The sequence below is a fragment of the Serratia sp. GW822-FHT06D09 genome (assembly GCF_058799515.1).
The window spans coordinates 99,584-118,352 of sequence record NZ_JBXALO010000004.1; the positions used below are offsets into that span (position 1 = coordinate 99,584).

Consider the following 18,769-nt stretch of genomic DNA (forward strand, 5'->3'; position numbering starts at 1 on the left):
CTATTCTTGCTACTTCAGATTTATCGCCAGGTTCTCCGCGAGTACAATTTTTGCATCAAACTGCAGGGTTTCTAATGATATATTATTTAGTAATAAATAAGAGCATTATCAGATTATTGTCGGGTCGGCGTGTGAAAATATGGCATGCGCATGACGGAACAATTAATTTGGAATGAATTAAGTTTCTTTATCACAAACCAGCTTACGCTATCTTATTTTCCTGGCCCTGTTTGGAATTAAGGCAAGGAGGGCCATTATGCCATGACCCTCCCAGGGGCTATCAGGCCGTTGCCGCGGTCCTGATCAGTTCCACCACCAGTGGCGAAAGCTCGTTTCGCAATGCCGCACGTTCGGACTGAAACAGCGTGGCAGCGTAAAAACGGTGTCCCGGTAGTTCTACCGAGCGAACGTCACCTTCACTGTCGTGGCCGCTGATTATCAGCGGGTGCCGTTGCAGATCGGCGACAAACTCCGGGTTGACGCCAAAGTTGCAGTGGTAGCCTTCGTGCGTTTCCAGCTTGCCGTAGACACGGGCTGCCAGCGTATTGGGTTGGAAAATAATGACCCCGCTTTTTTCAACCAGCGAACAGCTCAGGGGAGCTATTACCAACCGACCCTCGCTGTCGGTTTCCGCATGCCCGGCATCGTGCCAGCCCATCACGTTACGGGCGTACTCTACGATCGCATATTGGAAACCACCGCAAGAGCCCAGGAAGGGAACGTTTTGCTCGCGCGCATGGCGGATAGCCATAAAGGCACCATCGTCATGATTATACGGGCTGCCGGGTACCACCCAGATGGCATCGTAGTCCTGCAGAACCGACGTGTCGGTAATGGTTTCTGTGGGCAGCCAGTGGGATTGAATGTCGACGTTAAGATGGGAGGCGGTGAGCTGGAGAGCAATGGGGATGGCCTGGTGAGAAATGGCCTGAGGTTGGTAGTCACCGACCAGAGCAATACGGACTTGAGCTTTCATCATTTCCTTTTCCTGTGCGGGTAAAAAAGGAGGTTACAGCAAAGATAAGCGCCCATCCGCAATTTTTTAAATCCGGCGCACAAAAAAGCCCGGCATTGGCCGGGCTCAGACTGTGGAGGGAATTCTGTGTGACTAAAATCATGATGATGATTCGGTTAAAAACAAAGGATTATGCCTTCGGTTTCCCCCAAACATCCGAAAATCCCATTTTTCGGGTGTTTGCCACTAAACTAAGCCCGGCATTGGCCGGGCTGATAAATATGGTTTTTGGGCTCAGTACAATGACGGAGCCCCGATCGGCCGGGTTTTAAAGCGACGATGCAGCCACATGTATTGCTCAGGTGCGCGCATGATCTCTTTTTCCACCACTTTATTCATGTAAGCCGCCGCGGCAATCTCATCGCCGATAGGATAATTTTCCAGCGCAGGTTGGATCAGCAGGTCATAACCTCGACCTTTTTCGCGGCGGATCAGAACCACCGGCACCAGCGCCGGCTTGGCCATGCGCGCCAGCATAAAGGTACCGCTGGTGGTGGCAGCCTGATCGACGGCGAACAGTGGAGCGAACACGCTACCGCGTGGGCCGTAGTCTTGATCCGGGGCGAACCATACGGCCTCGCCGCGCTTGAGGGCATGAACCATGCCGCGCAGATCTTTGCGATCGAGCATCGCCTTGTTGGAACGCATGCGACCTTTGGTCTGCGCCCATTCCATCGCTTTATTGTTATGTGGGCGGTACATCGCCATCATTGGCTGACACAGGCCCATGGCACGGCCACCCAACTCCAGCGACATAAAGTGCACGCCAATCACCAACACACCGCGCTGGTTCTGCTGCGCCATTTTCAGGTGGTTGATGCCGGAAACGTTGAACCAACGTTTGACGCGCTTATCTGACCAGAACCAGGCCATGCCGGTTTCCAGCAGGCCCATGCCGAGGGATTCAAAGTTGCCGACCACTTTACGCTCGCGCTGAGCCTCGTCCATATCCGGGAAGCACAGTTCCAGGTTGCGGCGGGTGATGGAAACGCGCCGCTTCAGAAAGCGCATCGAGGTGCGGCCCATCCACACGCCGAGCTTGTGCAGCACCGGGTAGGGGAGTTGGACTAACAGGAATAAGCAGGCCAGGCCGAACCAGGTAAACCAGTAGCGCGGATGCAGCAGGGCCGATTTGAATTTTTGCGGACGCTTCATATGAACTCATTTATGCGTTTAAGGGGGCAGCAACCTGTAACGCATAAAGATCCACTCAATTGCGATACAACCACTCAGACACCCAGATACCACTATGGTTTAGCCAGATTCCATAATTGACTAAATCTTTACACTCGAAGGGCGGTTCGCGCTGCTATCAGGCTTCGGGAGGAGGGCTGTAGGCCAGCGAAGGCGGTCCAAGACGGGGCATTTTACCACACAACATCAGGGGGAGGATCCGAATATTCCGATTCCCATGAGAAGAGAACGACGCATTTTCGTTGGTTTGCTTTTGTGCAAAACCTGCGAGAGAAGATCAAAAAATAAGCATGTAAATCCGCGGAAATACGGTGGGATATAAAGTTTGATCTTTGTTTTATATCATGGCGAAGTCAGTTCATATGCATTATGCGTTTGTGGATTTTTTCCCCTGCAACAGAAGGTGTTAGTACTATTGATTTTTAATGGTCATCTTTTCTCAAAATTTTGTTTTTATTGTTTTTTTTATTAAAATAAAATCAGCATGAAACTTTTTGATACAGGGTGATACATTTCATTTTATTTTAATGCCCATTTAAAATTCTCAGCCAGTAAAATTGCGTCTGTGGATTCTTGTACTGGATTTTTATCTCAAGAGGGAATATTGTTTTTGGCGTAGTGCTGGTGGTCAAAATGAAATTTTCAAAAACTCAGTGGGATCGCTCACTGCTACTGCATTGGTAAAACGCCAACTCGTGCTCTGACTAGACCCAATCTCGATAAATACCCTATCCAAATTCCTGATAACGCCTGGGGATTATTTCCTGGCGAAAATAGCCATCTGATCAATGAAAACTAATGTGCCGATTCAGCTTTGTTCCTAAGAACAATGGCTGCGGATGGCTATTTCCATTCGCCTGATAAGCAATGAATTGGTTTTCCATCACAAGCAATGAAATGAATAAGGGGCAGAAATGTACTCATGGTATCTCATTTGCTATCGTTCCAGATTACATGCGAAGGTTATTGATGAAATAGAACGTATTGGTGTTGAATGTTATATGCCAATGAAAACCAGGTTAACATTACGTGCCGATCGGAAAAATTCGTTTAGAACTCACACCACTCCATTGTTCCCCGGTTATTTATTTGTGCGATTTTCACCAGAGATCACTCATACCACTTTAATTGCTAAGCAAAGTAGCGTGCAGGGGTTTGTTCGTCTTGGAAGAGAGATTTGCACCGTCCCTCAAAATATTATTGATGCTATCAGACGTCTTTCTTTTCGATTAGAGAATAAGGATGAAAGATTAAGCTATATAGAATGTAAAAATGTTTCTCCTGGCATGTTGAAAGAGATAGAGAAAATAATAGAGGTGGAAAAGCCAGAGGTTAGAACACAAACATTATTGCAATATCTCTCTTATTCAATACAACATCCAACGGCTTTATTGGCAAGCGGTTAATGAACCTCATGGGCATGGCTTGAAATGCCACCTGATATTGGCAGGTGTTATCTCTGGCGCTGTTTTAACCCCGCAATGCTTGAAGTTGCTTCAGGGTTGATGAATGTGTTTATCACCTTGATGCAATGCTCATTATTTGGGGTTTTATTCAATAATAAGGAGTTCTCTAATGAGCGTAAGAACAAGGTTTGCGCCCAGCCCAACGGGTTTTTTACACGTAGGCGGGGCAAGAACAGCTCTCTATTCCTGGCTCTATGCACGCCATAATCACGGCAAATTTATTCTGCGTATTGAAGATACCGACGTGGAACGGGAAAAGGAGGGTGCAGTCGACGCCATCCTGGACTCGATGAAGTGGTTGGGTATGTATTGGGACGAAGGCCCCTTCTACCAGACTAAACGCCTGGAGCGTTACAACGAGGTGGTCGATCAACTGTTGGCGTCTGGGCAGGCCTACCGCTGCTACTGCAGCGAGGAGCGCTTGAATGCACTCAAGGCTCAGCAGGAAAAGAACAAAGAGAACTTCATTTACGACCGCCACTGTCTGCATCATCTGGGGCACGATCCCAGCCTGCCTCACGTGGTGCGTTTGAAAAGCCCACAGCAGGGTATTGTGGCCTGGGACGACATGATCCGCGGACGTATTGAGTTCAGCAACAGCGAGTTTGATGACTTTATTATTCGCCGCACCGACGGTTGGCCAACGTATAATTTTTGTGTGGTGGTCGATGATATCGACATGCAGATGACGCATATCATCCGCGCCGAAGAACATATCAATAATACACCGAAGCAAATTTATGTTTACCGGGCGTTGGGGCTGGAGCCGCCTGTGTTTGCTCATGTTTCGCCAATACTCGGGGATGACGGTAAAAAACTCTCCAAGCGCCACGGTGCAGCCAACGTTATGCAATACCAAGAGGAAGGTTTTTTACCTGAGGCATTGCGTAACTATTTAGTGCGTTTGGGGTGGGGGCATCAGGATAAGGAAATTTTCTCTTTGGATGAGATGATCTCTCTTTTCGATATTAACAATGTCAGCAACTCACCGAGCGCGTTCAATACAGAGAAATTACTGTGGCTCAACAAGCATTATATCGCTGCCGCTACGGCCGAACATTTATTACCCGATTTGCAATGGCAACTCCAACGGCTGGCTATCAGTACGGAGGACGGCCCACCGCTGGAACGGGTTGTTATGCTGTTAAAAACCCGAGCCAGAACGATGAAGGAAATGGCGGAAGCCTGCCGTAGTTATTACGGTGAATATCAGTGTAACAACCAGGAAACTTACCAGCAGTTGCTTGCCTCGGCACATCCAACGGTTTTCTGTGAAATCTATCAGCGCTTCTCCACGATAAACGACTGGCAAAGTGCCGAGATTAACCAAGTGATTGGCGATATTTCCAAGGAATTCGGCACGTCGTTAAAAGACATCAATATGCCGCTGCGATTATTTATTCTCGGGGCGAAAGATACACCATCGTTAAATGATTGTCTGGCCGTATTGGGAAAAGAAAAAACGTTGAATCGCTTACATGCGGCAATAGAGAATATGTCGTGTAAATAGCAGGTAATAGGGCCGGCCATCGTAAGATTAATCACGATGGTCGGAATGTATAAGGCTGGGATGACAACCAATATTAATTCCTTAAGGAGGTAAGTCGAAGCGTAATTATTAGCGATATCCACGGCAACTTTCATGAAAACACATCAAATAAAAAGAGGTGATTTATTATGACTAATCAATATATGCCTATCTATTCCACTGAGGTGGCTCAACACACTTTATCTGAGGGAAAGATCCCAGAATCATCCAGCTGCCCGAGTTCTGTTTTGAATTTGATTAAAGATCGTTTAATGCTAGACGGCAATGAAAAACAGAATTTGGCGACGTTCTGCACCACCTGGTCAGAGCCCGAAGTCGACGAACTGATGAAGCTGGGATCGGTAAAAAACCTGATTGATAAAGAGTTGTACCCAGAAACGGCAAAAATTGAAGTGTGCTGTACAAAAATGCTGGCGGGGTTGTGGCATGCGCCAGACGTGAATAATTCGATTGGTACTTCCTGCGTGGGGTCCAGCGAAGCGGCAATGTTGGGCGGTTTGGCGTTGAAACGCAACTGGCAGCAAAAACGCAAGGCAAAAGGGCTGGACACTTCCAAGCCAAACCTGGTCACTGGCCCGGTACAAATTTGCTGGAAAAAATTCTGCACCTATTTTGAGATCGAGCACCGCGAGGTGCCCATCCGCGAAGGCGCCCTGTGCGCCCACCCCGACGACATGGTTAATTACATCGATGAAAATACCATCGGTGTGGTGCCGACTTTCGGGACGACCTTTACGCTGGTGTACGAAGACGTGCTTGGCCTGTCCAATGCGCTGGACAAGCTACAGAAAGAGCGTGGCCTGGATATTCCGATCCACGTTGATGCGGCATCCGGCAGCTTTATTGCGCCTTTCGTCGAAGAGCAAAGCCACATCGTTTGGGACTTCCGTCTGCCGCGCGTAAAATCCATCAACTCTTCCGGCCATAAATACGGCCTGGCCCCGCTGGGTCTGGGTTGGGTGGTATGGCGTGAAAAACAAGACTTGCCTGACGACCTGGTGTTCTACGTTAACTATCTCGGCGGCAACATGGCGACTTTCGCCCTCAACTTCAGCCGTCCTGGCGGTTCCGTCATTGCTCAGTACTACCAACTGCTGCGTCTGGGTAAAGAAGGTTATTCCGAGATCCAGCAGACCTGTGTGGATACCGGCAAGTTCCTGGCGCATAAATTGGCCGACTTCCCAGAATTTGAAATGCTGTACAGCAGCGAAGGGGGGTTGCCTGGCGTGGTCTTTACCCTGAAAGACGATGTAAAAGGCTTCACCCTGTATGATTTGCAAAACCAGGTGAAACAGCGCGGCTGGCAAACGGCGGCATACCCGCTACCGAGCAACCGTCAAAACACCATCATCATGCGCGTTCTGATCCGCTACGGCGTCAGCACCACATTGATGAACCTGCTGGCGCAGGACATTCGAAACATTGTTGACCAGCTAAAGGCCAACGCCACTACCCATGAGTCCGTGCTCTGCTGAGCGCTTCCTGACGGCATTCACGCCGTATCCCAATGGGGACGTCAAACACACTGACGTCAGTGCTCAGCGTGCCGGCAGGCCCCGTTGCTGCCGATGTTCTGAGCTACTCCCGTCTTTGCTTTGACAGACCTTCTTACTGAGCGTCCGGGCACCTAATGCTGGTGCTTGGGCGCTTTGTCTCGCAAAGGTGAATAATGAGCACTCAAACAACGACCTCGGGCAAAATGAAGTTCGGGACGATAGTCCTGTTCGGCATTAACTGCCTGCTGGGGGCAGGGATCTTCATCACCCCCGGCAAAGCTTATTCTGAACTCGGTATGAACCTGTTTCCGGTACTGGTGGTCTGTGCCGTTCTGGCGCTGATCATGGCATTGGCTTTTGCCGAAATGGCCGGGATTTTTACTAAAACCGGCGGGGTGTACGTTTACGTAAGCGCCACTTTTGGTCCTTTCCTGGGATTTAACATTGGCTTTATGCGTTTTCTTGCCGCCTGCGTAGCATTGGCAGTACAGGTGGCCGCATTGCCGGGGATCATTACGACCGCGTTAGGTATCCATTTGGCGCCAGCCAACTCGGCGATGATCAGTATCGCTTTTGCCTGCGTGCTTTGCGGTATCAACCTGATCTCGGTAAAAGTGATGTCGGTGTTTACCCGCGTGAGCAGTTGGCTGGTATTGGCGGCGTTAATCAGCTGCATCCTGGTCTCTTTCAGCCATTTCGACCTGGCTAATTTTACCGATGTGCCAGGATTGGTGGCGCAGTCGACCGGGGTTGAAGTGCCCGCGTTTGGCCATTTGACCTCGGCAGAATTTTCAGGCGGCTTCCTGCTGTTGTTTTACGCGATGGTGGGTTTCGAGAATATTGGCGTGGCCTCGCAAGATATGGAAAACCCTACTCGCGATATCCCACGGGCGATCATTCTGGTGCTGTTATCGGTCACGGCGCTCTATTTCCTGCTGTTTGCTTCCATTATCGGGTCTATGGGGGGCGAGCATCTGGCGTTTTCCGATAACTCCGTGGCGGACAGCGTGGGGATGGTTCTGGGCAATGGCGCTCGTGCGATCATGTCCTTAGGGTCGGTGGTTGCCCTGTTTGGTATCGGTCTGGCCATGTGCTTTGCCGGGCCGCGAAATCTGGTGCCGCTGGCGGTGGATGGCTTCCTGCCAGAGTCAGCCGGTGCCAATAACAAACGCGGCGTACCGGCCAAGTCGATCATTGCGATGCTGGTGGTGACTATCATCTTTATCGTCTTGGCGAATGCGATGTCGAAAGAGTCCTTTGTACTGCTGGTGGAGGTCGCAACGGTTTGCCGTCTGCTGCAGTATCTGGCGGTGATTGTCGGTATCTTTGTGGTGCGCAAGAAAAAGATGCAAGGGACTTACCGCATGCCGTGGTTCAAGGTACTGGTGCCTATTTGCGTATTGGTTTGCCTCTATCTCGGTTCATGCACCCCGCCAACCGTGCTGTTGATTACGCTTGGGTTGATAGTGATTTCCCTGCTGGTGTACTTCCTGTACGCGCAACCGCGAGCAAAACGGATGGATGAGTCGGGAGATGACGGCCACCACCACGGCCATCATCACGCGGTTTAATAAGGCTTAATAAACACAAAGGCGCTGCTCCTGAGGGAAAAGCGCCTTTTTTGCGTTCTGATGGGACGGCCCACAAGAAAAAGGCGCCGCCTCTTGCGAGGTTGCGCCTTTTCAACATGCCAACTGACTAGTATCAGTTCATGCCGTATTTTTTCAATTTCTTACGCAGCGTACCGCGGTTGATGCCCATCATCAGGGCTGCACGGGTCTGGTTGCCACGGGTGTATTGCATCACCATGTCCAACAGTGGCTGTTCAACTTCAGCCAATACCAGCTCATACAGATCGTTAACGTCTTGACCATTCAGTTGAGCAAAATAGTTCTTCAGTGCTTGTTTAACCGAGTCACGCAGAGGCTTTTGAGTCACTTGATCCTGTGAGTTCACGGTTGAAACGGTCAGTACGTCAGAATTTACGCGTTGTTCGAACATAGTTCTGTCAGCTCTTTTTTGTTACGCAAGATTTTCGAAATATGCCTCCAACGCCTCCAGCTGTTCGCTGGCATCCTCTATGGCGTTGAATGTGCGCCGAAACTGGTCATTCGGGGCGTGCTCCTGGAGATACCAGGATACGTGCTTACGAGCAATCCGGAATCCCTTGCCTTGGCCGTAAAAGCCGTGCAATTCCCGAATATGCCCTATCAACAAACGCTTAACCTCGCCAAGTGGCAGAGGGGGCAGCAGTTCCCCAGTGTCCAGATAATGCTGGATTTCCCGGAAGATCCAGGGTCTCCCCTGAGCAGCGCGGCCTATCATAAGGGCATCAGCCCCAGTGTAGTCGAGCACTGCTCTGGCTTTATGCGGGTCAGTAATGTCACCATTCGCGATAATCGGAATGGAAACATTCTGCTTAACTGCCCGAATGCTGTCGTACTCCGCGTTGCCGTTGAACAGGCAGGCGCGGGTTCGGCCATGAATAGTCAGGGCCTGTATACCACAGTCTTCGGCCAGTTGGGCAATCTCTACACAGTTACGGTGTTCTGGCGCCCAGCCAGTGCGGATCTTAAGCGTTACCGGCACATCCACGGCGTTAACCACCGCGTGGAGGATCTGTTTAACCAGATCCGGGTACTGCAGCAATGCAGACCCTGCAAGTTTCCGGTTCACTTTCTTGGCCGGGCAACCCATATTGATGTCGATGATCTGTGCACCGCCGGCCACGTTAATACGCGCCGCGGCGGCCATATCATCCGGATCGCATCCGGCAATCTGCACGGAGCGGATCCCTGGTTCATCGCTATGGACCATACGCAGACGCGACTTATCCGTCCGCCACACCTCCGGATTGGAGGAGAGCATTTCGGATACAGCCATCCCAGCACCCATTGCATGACATAGGGTCCTAAATGGGCGATCTGTAATGCCGGCCATCGGGGCCGCAATCAGGCAATTTGTAAGCTGGTGGTGTCCAATGCGCATAGACAAAGAGTAACCATACTGTGTCCGCAAGGGCGCGTATATTACGCATTTTTGCGCTGAGATGAAAGGCCAAACTTTGACCAATTGGCCGCTATTCGCCATTAAAAATGCGGTTTGTCGGGATTCATAAAAATATTATATATATTTAACAATGACTTGCCTGATTTTGGTTAATTAGTGCGCTATAAAATATTCCCAATACAACAGGATTTTATCTGTAATGAGTCTCGATTCAGCTCGAGAACGGCAGTGATTTAAGTCGTTTCTCAGGGTTTTTCATTGAGAATGGGCTGAATTATGCTGAAATCGCGTGGTGAAGGCTTAGGCAGAAAATATTCAGGGTCACGTGAATTTGGCATGGTGTTTCAAAGGCGCGGGGTGCCGACGTCGCGTAGACAGGAAAAACAAAAAACCACCGCCACGGGCTACGTTGGCGGTGGTTTTTATCAGGGCAGTAAGGGGATTACTTGCGCTGACCGGTGATGCGGCACCACTCTTCACGCTCTGCGACCGGATCCAGCGTGAATTTCTCTTCATAGGCTTGCGCCACGCTTGCCGCCTGTGTTGCCAGCACGCCGGACAGGCCCAGATAACCGCCGGACTTCGGCAGACAGCCGATCAAGGGGGCCAGCTCACGCAATGGGCCTGCCAGGATATTGGCGACGACCACGTCGGCCTGCAGATCGGCAGGCTGGTCTTTTGGCAGATACAGCTCCAAACGCTCTGAAACGCCGTTACGCTGCGCGTTGTCGCGGCTGGCCTGAATGGCCTGGGGATCGATATCGATGCCGATAGCGCGCGCTGCACCGAGCTTCAACGCGGCAATTGCCAGGATGCCGGAACCACAGCCGAAGTCGATAATGGTTTTACCGGCCAGATCGAGGCCGTCAAGCCATTGAAGGCACAGTGCAGTCGTTGGGTGAGTGCCGGTACCAAATGCCAGGCCCGGGTCCAGCATGACGTTGACCGCGTTCGGGTCGGGCACGTCGCGCCAGCTTGGGCAGATCCACAGACGTTCGCCGAAGCGCATCGGGTGGAAGTTGTCCATCCACTCGCGCTCCCAGTCCTTGTCTTCCAGCTGTTCAATTTTATGGCGGAAGCCGACGCCCAGCAGCGGGTGCTGTTCCAGCATGGCGACCACGTCGGCCATGTCGGTTTCGGCATCGTACAACCCGATCACATCAGTGTCGCCCCACAGCAGGGTCTCGCCCGGCAGCGGTTCGAACACCGGATTGTCGTGGGTGTCCTGGAAGGTGACCGATACGGCGCCGCTTTCAACCAGCGCGTCGCTCAGGTCTTCCGCCTGGCTGCCGGTGGTGTTCAGTTTTAGTTGGATCCAAGGCATAACAATTCTCTTTAAGAGGCTAATGATGACGCCACTCGGCGCTTTTCGCCTATGACGTTACCGATATAAAACGCCAGCAGGCTAAGCAGCAGCGAAGGCACGATAGGGTGCAACCCCGCTAGCTGCAGATTGAAGCTGGCCAATAGCGTATAGCATACCGCACCCGTCACCATTGAGCTAAGTGCTCCCTGCGCATTGGCGCGTTCCCAGTACAGGCCCAGCACCAGTGGCCACAGGAATACCGCTTCCAGGCCGCCAAATGCCAGCAGGTTCAGCCAGATGATCATTTCCGGTGGCCGCCAGGCTGCCAACAGCACCAGCAAGCCCAAAATCAACGTGGTCAGGCTGGAGAAGCGTTTGATCAGGCGCTCGTTCTGCATGTGCTGTGGGCGTACGCCAAGGTAGAGATCTTTGATGATGGTGGCGGAAGATTGCAGCAATTGGGCGTTAATGGTCGACATGATCGCCGCCATCGGCGCCGCCAGGAAAATACCGGCGGCATAAGGCGGCAGCACGGTGATCATCAGCGTCGGGATCACCTGATCGGGGATCTTCAGGTCCGGCAATACCGCACGGCCCAGCGCGCCAGCCAGATGCATGCCAAACATCAGCACCGCGACCACCATGGTGCCGAGGATGATCCCGCGATGCACTGCTTTGCTGTCCTTGTAGGAGATGCAGCGCACCGCCGTGTGCGGCAGGCCAATCACGCCAAAGCACACCAGGATCCAGAACGATGCCATAAACGGCAGGCTGAGGATCTGTTCACCGCCCTGCGGTGATACCAGCGCGGGGTCAATCTGTTGCAGCTTATCCACGGCGCTGTGCAGGCCGCCGGCGGCGTGAATCACCGCAACCAGCAGCAGCACGGTGCCGATCAGCATCACCAGCCCCTGCATGGCGTCATTGAGCACGCTGGCGCGGAAGCCGCCAAAGGCGGTATACAGCGCGATGCTGATACCGAAGATCAGCAAACCGGTGTCGTATGGAATACCGGCGGCGGTTTCCAGCAGGCGCGCGCCGCCGATAAACTGCACCGTCATGGCCCCCAGGAACGCCACCAGCAGACTGAGGCTGGCCAGCCAGACCAACAGACGACTTTGATAGCGGCCGTAAAGCATGTCGTTCAGGGTAATGGCGTTGTAGCGGCGCGCCAGAATGGCAAACTTTTTGCCCAGCACGCCGAGTGAAAGCCAAACCGCCGGCAGTTGGATCATCGCCAACAGCACCCAGCCAAGGCCGTATTTATAGGCGGCGCCGGGGCCCCCGATAAAGGAACTGGCACTGATATAGGTGGCGGTCAAGGTCATGGCCAGTACGAAGCCGCCCATCGATCGGTTGCCCAGAAAATATTCGCTGAGGAAGTTGCCGCTCTGGCGTCGGCTATAGGCGTAAACCGACAGCCCGAACACCAGCACCAGATAGGCGACCAGCGGCAGAATGACTTCAGTTTGCATCGCCGTCCTCCAGCGAAATATCGCGGAATATGCCGCGAACCATTAGCCAACACAGGCCGATGAACAGCAGCGGAACCAACAGGCAGGCCATTTCGAACCAGTGCGGCAGACCGGTAATACCGGATGCGCTGTCCGGCAGATAGGCTGCCAGCGCCCAGGCCAGCAGATAAAGCAGCGTCAGGCCCAGAGCCCAGCGCGCCTCGCGGTGAGCTTGAATAAAACGTGTGTCCATCCGTTTCTCCAATATACCCGTCATACTTGAAGCTGCCTCTGTGTTGGCTGCGCTCACTTACCCGAATCACTTACTACAGTAAGCATCATCGGGATGCGCTCCTTTGCCGCCTTGATGCAACTCCAATTATTTAGGGTATACAACTATTATGGATTTGATCATCCATTGAGTGACCCAAAGCAGTAAAGAAAAAGGCCGGTGATTAACCGGCCTCAGATTGCTGACAAAGTCCTTTGCAGTTAAAAGTCCCGATCTGGCGACGAATAAAAACAAAGGATTATGTCTTCTGATTTACCCCAAACATCCGAAAACCACGTTTTTCGGGTGTTTGTCATCAGACTAAGGCCGGTGATTAACCGGCCTTCTGTCAGGCGATGCGAATAGCCTGCCTTAGGTTTCCTGCAGACCGAGCTTTTTCTCCAGATAGTGGATGTTGGTGCCACCGTGCTGGAAGTTTTCGTCGCTCATGATCCGCTGTTGCAGTTCAACGTTGGTTTTGATGCCATCGATGATCAGCTCAGCCAGGGCGTTCTTCATGCGGGCAATCGCCACGTCACGGTTTTCACCGTAGGTGATCAGTTTGCCGATCATGGAATCATAGTACGGCGGTACGGTATAACCGGCGTAAATATGAGATTCCCAACGCACGCCGAAACCGCCTGGCGCATGGAAACGGGTGATCTTGCCTGGGCTAGGCAGGAAGGTGTTCGGGTCTTCGGCGTTGATACGGCATTCCACCGCGTGGCCGTGAACCTTCACTTCTTCCTGTTTGATCGACAAAGGCTGACCGGCAGCGATACGCAGCTGCTCTTTAATCAGATCCACGCCGGTGATCATCTCGGTAACCGGATGCTCAACCTGAATACGGGTGTTCATTTCGATGAAATAGAACTCGCCGTTTTCATACAGGAACTCGAAAGTGCCTGCGCCGCGGTAACCGATTTCCACACAGGCTTTCGAGCAGCGCTCGCCGATATAACGGCGCATTTCGCTGGTGATGCCCGGTGCCGGAGCCTCTTCAACCACTTTCTGGTGGCGGCGCTGCATGGAGCAGTCGCGCTCGGCCAGATAGATGGCGTTACCCTGACCGTCCGCCAACACCTGAATTTCGATATGGCGTGGGTTTTCCAGGTATTTTTCCATGTAAACCATGTCGTTGTTGAAAGCCGCTTTGGCCTCCGCCTTGGTCATGGAAATGGATTGCTCGAGGTCTTTGTCGCTGCGCACTACGCGCATGCCACGACCGCCGCCGCCGCCGGATGCCTTGATGATAACCGGGTAGCCGATGCGCTTGGCGAAGGCACGGTTTTTATCCATGTCGTCGGTCAGCGGGCCATCGGAGCCAGGTACGCAAGGCACGCCTGCTTTCTTCATGGCATTGATGGCAGAAACCTTGTCGCCCATCAGGCGGATAGTTTCGGCTCTCGGGCCAATGAAGATAAAGCCGGAGCGTTCGATCTGCTCGGCGAAATCGGCGTTTTCAGACAGGAAGCCGTAGCCCGGGTGGATCGCCACTGCGCCGGTGATTTCAGCCGCAGAGATGATTGCCGGGATATTCAGGTAACTTTTTACCGATGGCGCAGGACCGATACACACGGTCTCGTCAGCCAGCAGTACGTGTTTCAGATCGCGATCGGCTGTCGAGTGCACGGCAACGGTTTTGATGCCCAGCTCTTTACAAGCACGCAGGATACGAAGCGCGATCTCGCCACGGTTGGCGATAACAATTTTATCAAGCATGTTCGCCTCGTTATTCGATGACGACCAGTGGCTCGTCAAATTCTACCGGTTGGCCGTTCTCTACCAGGATGGCTTTCACCACGCCGGATTTGTCCGCTTCGATCTGGTTCATCATTTTCATTGCTTCAACGATGCACAGAGTGTCGCCGGCGTTCACTTTCTGGCCGACTTCGATGAAGGCTTTCGCATCCGGGCTTGGCGTGCGGTAGAAAGTACCGACCATTGGGGAACGAACGACGTGGCCACTCATGGCCGCTGGTGCTGCAGGCGCTTCGGCTGGCGCGCTGGCAACGGCGGTAGCCAGTGCTGGCTGCGGCTGTGCCGGCATTGCGTATGCCTGTGGCATCATTGGGTAAGCCTGCGCTGGAGCAGCGCGGCTGATGCGAACTGACTCTTCGCCTTCAGAAATTTCCAGTTCAGAAATACCTGATTCTTCAACCAGTTCGATCAGTTTCTTGATTTTACGAATATCCATGAGTGTGATTCCGTACTCTTTTGCGTAGCAATTAGTGGGTTTTCGACAGACGGTTAACCGCTGCCTGTAAAGCAAATGTGTAGCCATCCGCGCCGAGGCCGCAAATCACGCCTACCGCAATATCGGAGAGGTAAGAGTGATGGCGGAAAGGCTCTCGGGCATGCACGTTGGAGAGGTGGATCTCGATAAACGGGATCTGCACCGCCAGCAATGCATCACGCAGCGCCACGCTGGTATGCGTGAACGCGGCAGGGTTAATCAGAATAAAATCTGTGTTGCCGCGCGCCTGATGTATGCGGTCGATCAGCGCATGTTCGGCGTTAGACTGCAGATGGCTCAGGGTAATATCCAGTGCGGATGCCTGGTTTTCCAATCCGTTAACAATCTCTGTTAACGTCGTGCTGCCGTACTTCTCCGGCTCACGCGTCCCCAGCAGATTCAGATTGGGGCCGTTCAGAAGCAAAATGTGAAACTTATCCGCCATTGTGCTGGTATCTCCGGCAATAAAACCATCATCGTAGAAAATAACCCGACGTCACAGATTTGTCACCTGTTAAGGGGAAAATTCACCCTGAGAACAGGAACAAGGTCGGGCATTATAACGATATCGTAGCAATTCGCAGCTAAATACTGGTCTTATCAGCGAAGATATTCAACCCTAAATCAGTAAACTGGCCAGGGCGATATTGCATTATGAGGGGTAGAACACAGAAAAGTTCCGGCTTTTAACGCCACCAATTGCGGAATTTCTTGTATCGCAGCGCCAGTAGCGCGACGGCCAGCAGAGCATAAATGAAGGGCTGCGGCGAAAAGGTTTTTACCGACCACAGGTAGTGAATCGGTGCCAGGATCGCCACCAGATAGACCAGATTATGCAACGTCTGCCATTTGGCCCCCAGTTTACGCATCGCCCACAGCGTGGAGGTTGCGGCCAGCGCCAGCAGGATCAGCCAACTGACAATGCCGAGCGTCAGGTAAGGGCGGGTGACCAGTTCACGCCCCAGCAGGCCGATATTGCTCAGCCCCAGCTCCAGCGTCGAATAGCTTATCAGATGCAGCGTGCCCCAGGCAAAACACCATAGTCCCACCAGACGACGACAGCGAATCAGCAGCGGTTGCCGGGCATAGCGCGCCAGTGGCGCAATCATCAAGGTCGCCAGCAACAGTTTCAACGTCATTCTGCCGGTAAAGTGTTGAATGTCTTTGGCCGGATCGGCGCTGAACCAACCCTGGTCCACCGACAGCACCAGCCAGAGAAAAGGCAGGAATGCCGCCAGATAAATGGCGACCTTAATCCACTTGATATGAGCCGGAGTTAAACGCACCTAAAAATTCTCCCTTAGATCCAGGCCGCGGTACAGCGACGCTACCTGTTCGCCATAGCCGTTAAACAGCAGCGTGGGTTGGCGTTTAACGTCCAGAATGCCGCCGGAGCCGATAAAGCGTTCGGTGGCCTGTGACCAGCGTGGGTGATCGACGTTCGGGTTTACGTTGGCATAGAAGCCGTACTCATTCGGCGCAGATTCATTCCAGGTGGTGGGCGGCTGATCGCGCACCAGACGGATATGGACTATCGACTTAATGCCTTTAAAGCCGTATTTCCAGGGGGTGATCAACCGCAGCGGCGCACCGTTTTGCGGCGGCAGCGTTTTGCCGTATACGCCGACGGTCAGCAGGGCCAATGGGTTCATGGCCTCATCGAGACGCAGCCCTTCAACATAAGGGTATTTCAGCCCGCCGCCGATAAAACGATCCTTCTGGCCTGGCATCTGTTCCGGATCGTACAGCGTTTGGAAAGCGACGTAGCGGGCATTGCTGTTCGGCTCCGCCAGCTTGATCAGCTTACCCAGCTCAAAGCCAATCCAGGGCACGACCATCGACCAGGCCTCCACGCAGCGCATACGGTAGATGCGTTGTTCCAGCGGGAAGCGTTTGATCAAGTCATCGATATCCAATGTGATCGGTTTGGCGACCTCGCCGTCGATACGCACTTTCCAGCCTTCGGTTTTCAGGCCGCCGGCATTCGCGGCAGGATCGGCTTTATCCAGACCGAATTCGTAGAAGTTGTTGTAACCGGTGACTTTGTCTTCCGGCGTCATGGCCAGTTGCGCCTGCCAGGCCGCAGGCTTGCTGAATGACAGCGGTTTACCGGCGGGGGCCTTGGGCCGATCGTTGCCTTTGAACCATGACAGCAAATCGGCCTGCGCATTAAGCGGCAAGGCCAGCGACGCGGCGGTGATACCCAACGCCTGTAGCACTTTGCGCCGCTGATGGAACACGCTCTCGGGCGTGACATCGGCTTCGGTCAATTTAGGGGGCTTTCTCATGGTGTGTTCTCCGCGTTTCATCCCCGCCGCCTTTCAGGTGCGGGTACTCAAACCTGCTCCCATCAGAGTGACTGTAGGGGGTAACCTTCTGAGCCCGATTAACGCGGACGCAGCATGCAACGCCCCTACAGTATGCTGGGGTATCTGTGTTGTAAGCATGGCGTGAAATCAGGCTATATGCGAGAGGGCGCGGGAAAATATGAAATTTCGCAGGCGAATGTTCCCCCCCGTTGCCGGGGGGCGATTTAAGCTTTAGCGGATTTTAACCAGAGTGCGTCCGGTCACTTGATGATTCAGCAGCGCGGCGGCGGTGGCCGGTGCCTGTTCCAAAGTGATTTCCTGGGTGGCCTGTTGGTAGAAACTGTCCGGCAGAATACCGGCTAGCCGTTCCCAGGCGGTCTGGCGGCGATGCAGAGGCGTATGCACCGAGTCCACGCCCTGCAGGCGAACGTTGCGCAGGATAAACGGCATCACCGTGGTGGGCAGGTGATAGCCACCGGCCAGGCCACAGGCGGCGACCGTGCCGTTATAATTCATCTGTGCCAGGACTCGCGCCAGCAGCGTGTCGCCAACGGTATCGACCGCCCCGGCCCACAGTTGCTTTTCCAGCGGACGCGGGGCTTCCAGGTAGCCGTCGCGCGACAGGACTTCTTTGGCGCCCAGCGCTTTCAGATACTCGGTATTGCTCTCGCGGCCGCTGATGGCGGTGACGTGATAGCCCAACGCCGCCAGAATGGCGATGGCCGTGCTGCCTACGCCGCCGCTGGCACCGGTAACCAAAATATCGCCGTCGTCCGGGCGCACGCCACCTTCTTCAAGCGCCATCACGCACAGCATGGCGGTAAAGCCGGCGGTACCCAGGATCATCGCTTTGCGTTCATCCAGCCCGTTTGGCAACGGCACCAGCCATTCGCCTGAGACTCGTGCCTGTTCGGCCAGGCCACCCCAGTGGTTTTCACCCACGCCCCAACCGGTGAGCACCACGCTTTGGCCTTCTTTAAAACGATCGTCGCGGCTTTCGCGTACCGTACCGGCGAAATCGATACCTGGCACCATCGGGAAGTTACGCACGATCTTGCCTTTGCCGGTGATCGCCAACGCATCTTTATAGTTAAGGCTGGACCAGTTGACGTCCACCAGGACATCGCCGTCGGGCAGCAGATCGCTGCTGATATCCTTGATGTGAGCCAGAGTTTGATCGCCTTGTTGTTCCAATAACAGTGCACGCATGTCACTCTTCCTCTTGTTTGCATTTTTGCCATGGATGGCTGAACCAGATTTAATTGACTATATGCATATAAGAAATTTATGTCCTGATAAAAGACAAAAAAGGGTGATTGAAGGTTTTCTTCGTTGTCGAGGCTTGGTAGCTTGGGTGGTGTGAACCGACAACGGGTATCGCCGGAGCGGTACCCGCTATTCATTAAAAAAATCAGGATATTGTGTTGGATTCATTTGAGCGGATTCGGGGCCTTTATACTTCCA

Annotated in this window: 17 protein-coding genes; 4 read left to right on the plus strand and 13 right to left on the minus strand. The window is 53.1% G+C overall.

The features are described 5' to 3' along the window. Window positions 1-280: 280 nt before the first annotated feature. Window positions 281-979: a CTP synthase C-terminal region-related (seleno)protein gene (locus AC1RKG_RS11455; RefSeq protein ID WP_422917693.1), complete on the minus strand. Its 699-nt coding sequence runs from the start codon at window positions 977-979 to the stop codon at window positions 281-283. 270 nt (window positions 980-1,249) lie between these two features. Further along, window positions 1,250-2,170: a kdo(2)-lipid IV(A) palmitoleoyltransferase gene (gene lpxP / locus AC1RKG_RS11460; protein WP_128864512.1), complete on the minus strand. Its 921-nt coding sequence runs from the start codon at window positions 2,168-2,170 to the stop codon at window positions 1,250-1,252. A gap of 953 nt (window positions 2,171-3,123) precedes the next feature. Here lpxP and AC1RKG_RS11465 point away from each other — a divergent pair. The 4 genes from AC1RKG_RS11465 to AC1RKG_RS11480 all read left to right on the plus strand — a co-directional run bounded on the left by AC1RKG_RS11465 (window position 3,124) and on the right by AC1RKG_RS11480 (window position 8,291). Beyond that, on the plus strand, window positions 3,124-3,615 hold the full coding sequence (locus AC1RKG_RS11465; RefSeq protein ID WP_201895964.1) for a transcription termination/antitermination NusG family protein: 492 nt from the start codon (window positions 3,124-3,126) through the stop codon (window positions 3,613-3,615). A gap of 169 nt (window positions 3,616-3,784) precedes the next feature. Beyond that, window positions 3,785-5,185 (plus strand): glutamate--tRNA ligase, encoded by a 1,401-nt coding sequence (gene gltX / locus AC1RKG_RS11470; protein WP_493183066.1) that lies wholly within the window; start codon window positions 3,785-3,787, stop codon window positions 5,183-5,185. Between the two features lie 182 nt (window positions 5,186-5,367). Continuing rightward, window positions 5,368-6,699, plus strand: coding sequence for a glutamate decarboxylase (gad, locus tag AC1RKG_RS11475; RefSeq protein WP_236591420.1), 1,332 nt, complete (start codon window positions 5,368-5,370; stop codon window positions 6,697-6,699). A gap of 194 nt (window positions 6,700-6,893) precedes the next feature. Then, window positions 6,894-8,291, plus strand: coding sequence for an APC family permease (locus AC1RKG_RS11480; protein ID WP_122080322.1), 1,398 nt, complete (start codon window positions 6,894-6,896; stop codon window positions 8,289-8,291). Window positions 8,292-8,424: 133 nt separating this feature from the next. On the opposite strand, the gene fis is transcribed toward AC1RKG_RS11480, so the two are convergent. From fis to acuI, 11 genes are all read right to left on the minus strand, one after another. After that, the gene (gene fis, locus AC1RKG_RS11485) at window positions 8,425-8,721 is read right to left on the minus strand and encodes a DNA-binding transcriptional regulator Fis (protein ID WP_000462905.1); all 297 of its coding nucleotides are present in this window, start codon (window positions 8,719-8,721) and stop codon (window positions 8,425-8,427) included. 21 nt (window positions 8,722-8,742) lie between these two features. Then, complete coding sequence (dusB, locus tag AC1RKG_RS11490) at window positions 8,743-9,708, minus strand: tRNA dihydrouridine synthase DusB (RefSeq protein WP_044553902.1); 966 nt, start codon at window positions 9,706-9,708, stop codon at window positions 8,743-8,745. Window positions 9,709-10,171: 463 nt separating this feature from the next. Continuing rightward, a complete protein-coding gene (gene prmA, locus AC1RKG_RS11495; protein ID WP_020832090.1) occupies window positions 10,172-11,053 on the minus strand; it encodes a 50S ribosomal protein L11 methyltransferase in 882 nt (293 codons plus the stop codon). An 11-nt stretch (window positions 11,054-11,064) separates the two neighbouring features. After that, window positions 11,065-12,510 (minus strand): sodium/pantothenate symporter, encoded by a 1,446-nt coding sequence (gene panF, locus AC1RKG_RS11500; protein ID WP_122080321.1) that lies wholly within the window; start codon window positions 12,508-12,510, stop codon window positions 11,065-11,067. Next, entirely contained in the window at window positions 12,500-12,742 is a 243-nt protein-coding gene (locus tag AC1RKG_RS11505) for a YhdT family protein (protein WP_128864515.1), read from the minus strand. The genes panF and AC1RKG_RS11505 overlap by 11 nt, the downstream gene beginning before the upstream one ends. A gap of 390 nt (window positions 12,743-13,132) precedes the next feature. Then, a complete protein-coding gene (accC, locus tag AC1RKG_RS11510; RefSeq protein ID WP_020832086.1) occupies window positions 13,133-14,482 on the minus strand; it encodes an acetyl-CoA carboxylase biotin carboxylase subunit in 1,350 nt (449 codons plus the stop codon). Window positions 14,483-14,492: 10 nt separating this feature from the next. Next, window positions 14,493-14,957: an acetyl-CoA carboxylase biotin carboxyl carrier protein gene (accB, locus tag AC1RKG_RS11515; protein WP_122080320.1), complete on the minus strand. Its 465-nt coding sequence runs from the start codon at window positions 14,955-14,957 to the stop codon at window positions 14,493-14,495. Window positions 14,958-14,988: 31 nt separating this feature from the next. Beyond that, on the minus strand, window positions 14,989-15,441 hold the full coding sequence (gene aroQ / locus AC1RKG_RS11520) for a type II 3-dehydroquinate dehydratase (RefSeq protein WP_020832079.1): 453 nt from the start codon (window positions 15,439-15,441) through the stop codon (window positions 14,989-14,991). Window positions 15,442-15,682: 241 nt separating this feature from the next. Next, window positions 15,683-16,282: a protein-methionine-sulfoxide reductase heme-binding subunit MsrQ gene (msrQ, locus tag AC1RKG_RS11525; RefSeq protein ID WP_020832077.1), complete on the minus strand. Its 600-nt coding sequence runs from the start codon at window positions 16,280-16,282 to the stop codon at window positions 15,683-15,685. After that, on the minus strand, window positions 16,283-17,284 hold the full coding sequence (gene msrP, locus AC1RKG_RS11530) for a protein-methionine-sulfoxide reductase catalytic subunit MsrP (RefSeq protein WP_129984027.1): 1,002 nt from the start codon (window positions 17,282-17,284) through the stop codon (window positions 16,283-16,285). It abuts the gene before it with no gap. Between the two features lie 252 nt (window positions 17,285-17,536). After that, window positions 17,537-18,514, minus strand: a complete 978-nt coding sequence (gene acuI / locus AC1RKG_RS11535; RefSeq protein ID WP_122080319.1) for an acrylyl-CoA reductase (NADPH) — start codon at window positions 18,512-18,514, stop codon at window positions 17,537-17,539. Between the last annotated feature and the right edge of the window lie 255 nt (window positions 18,515-18,769).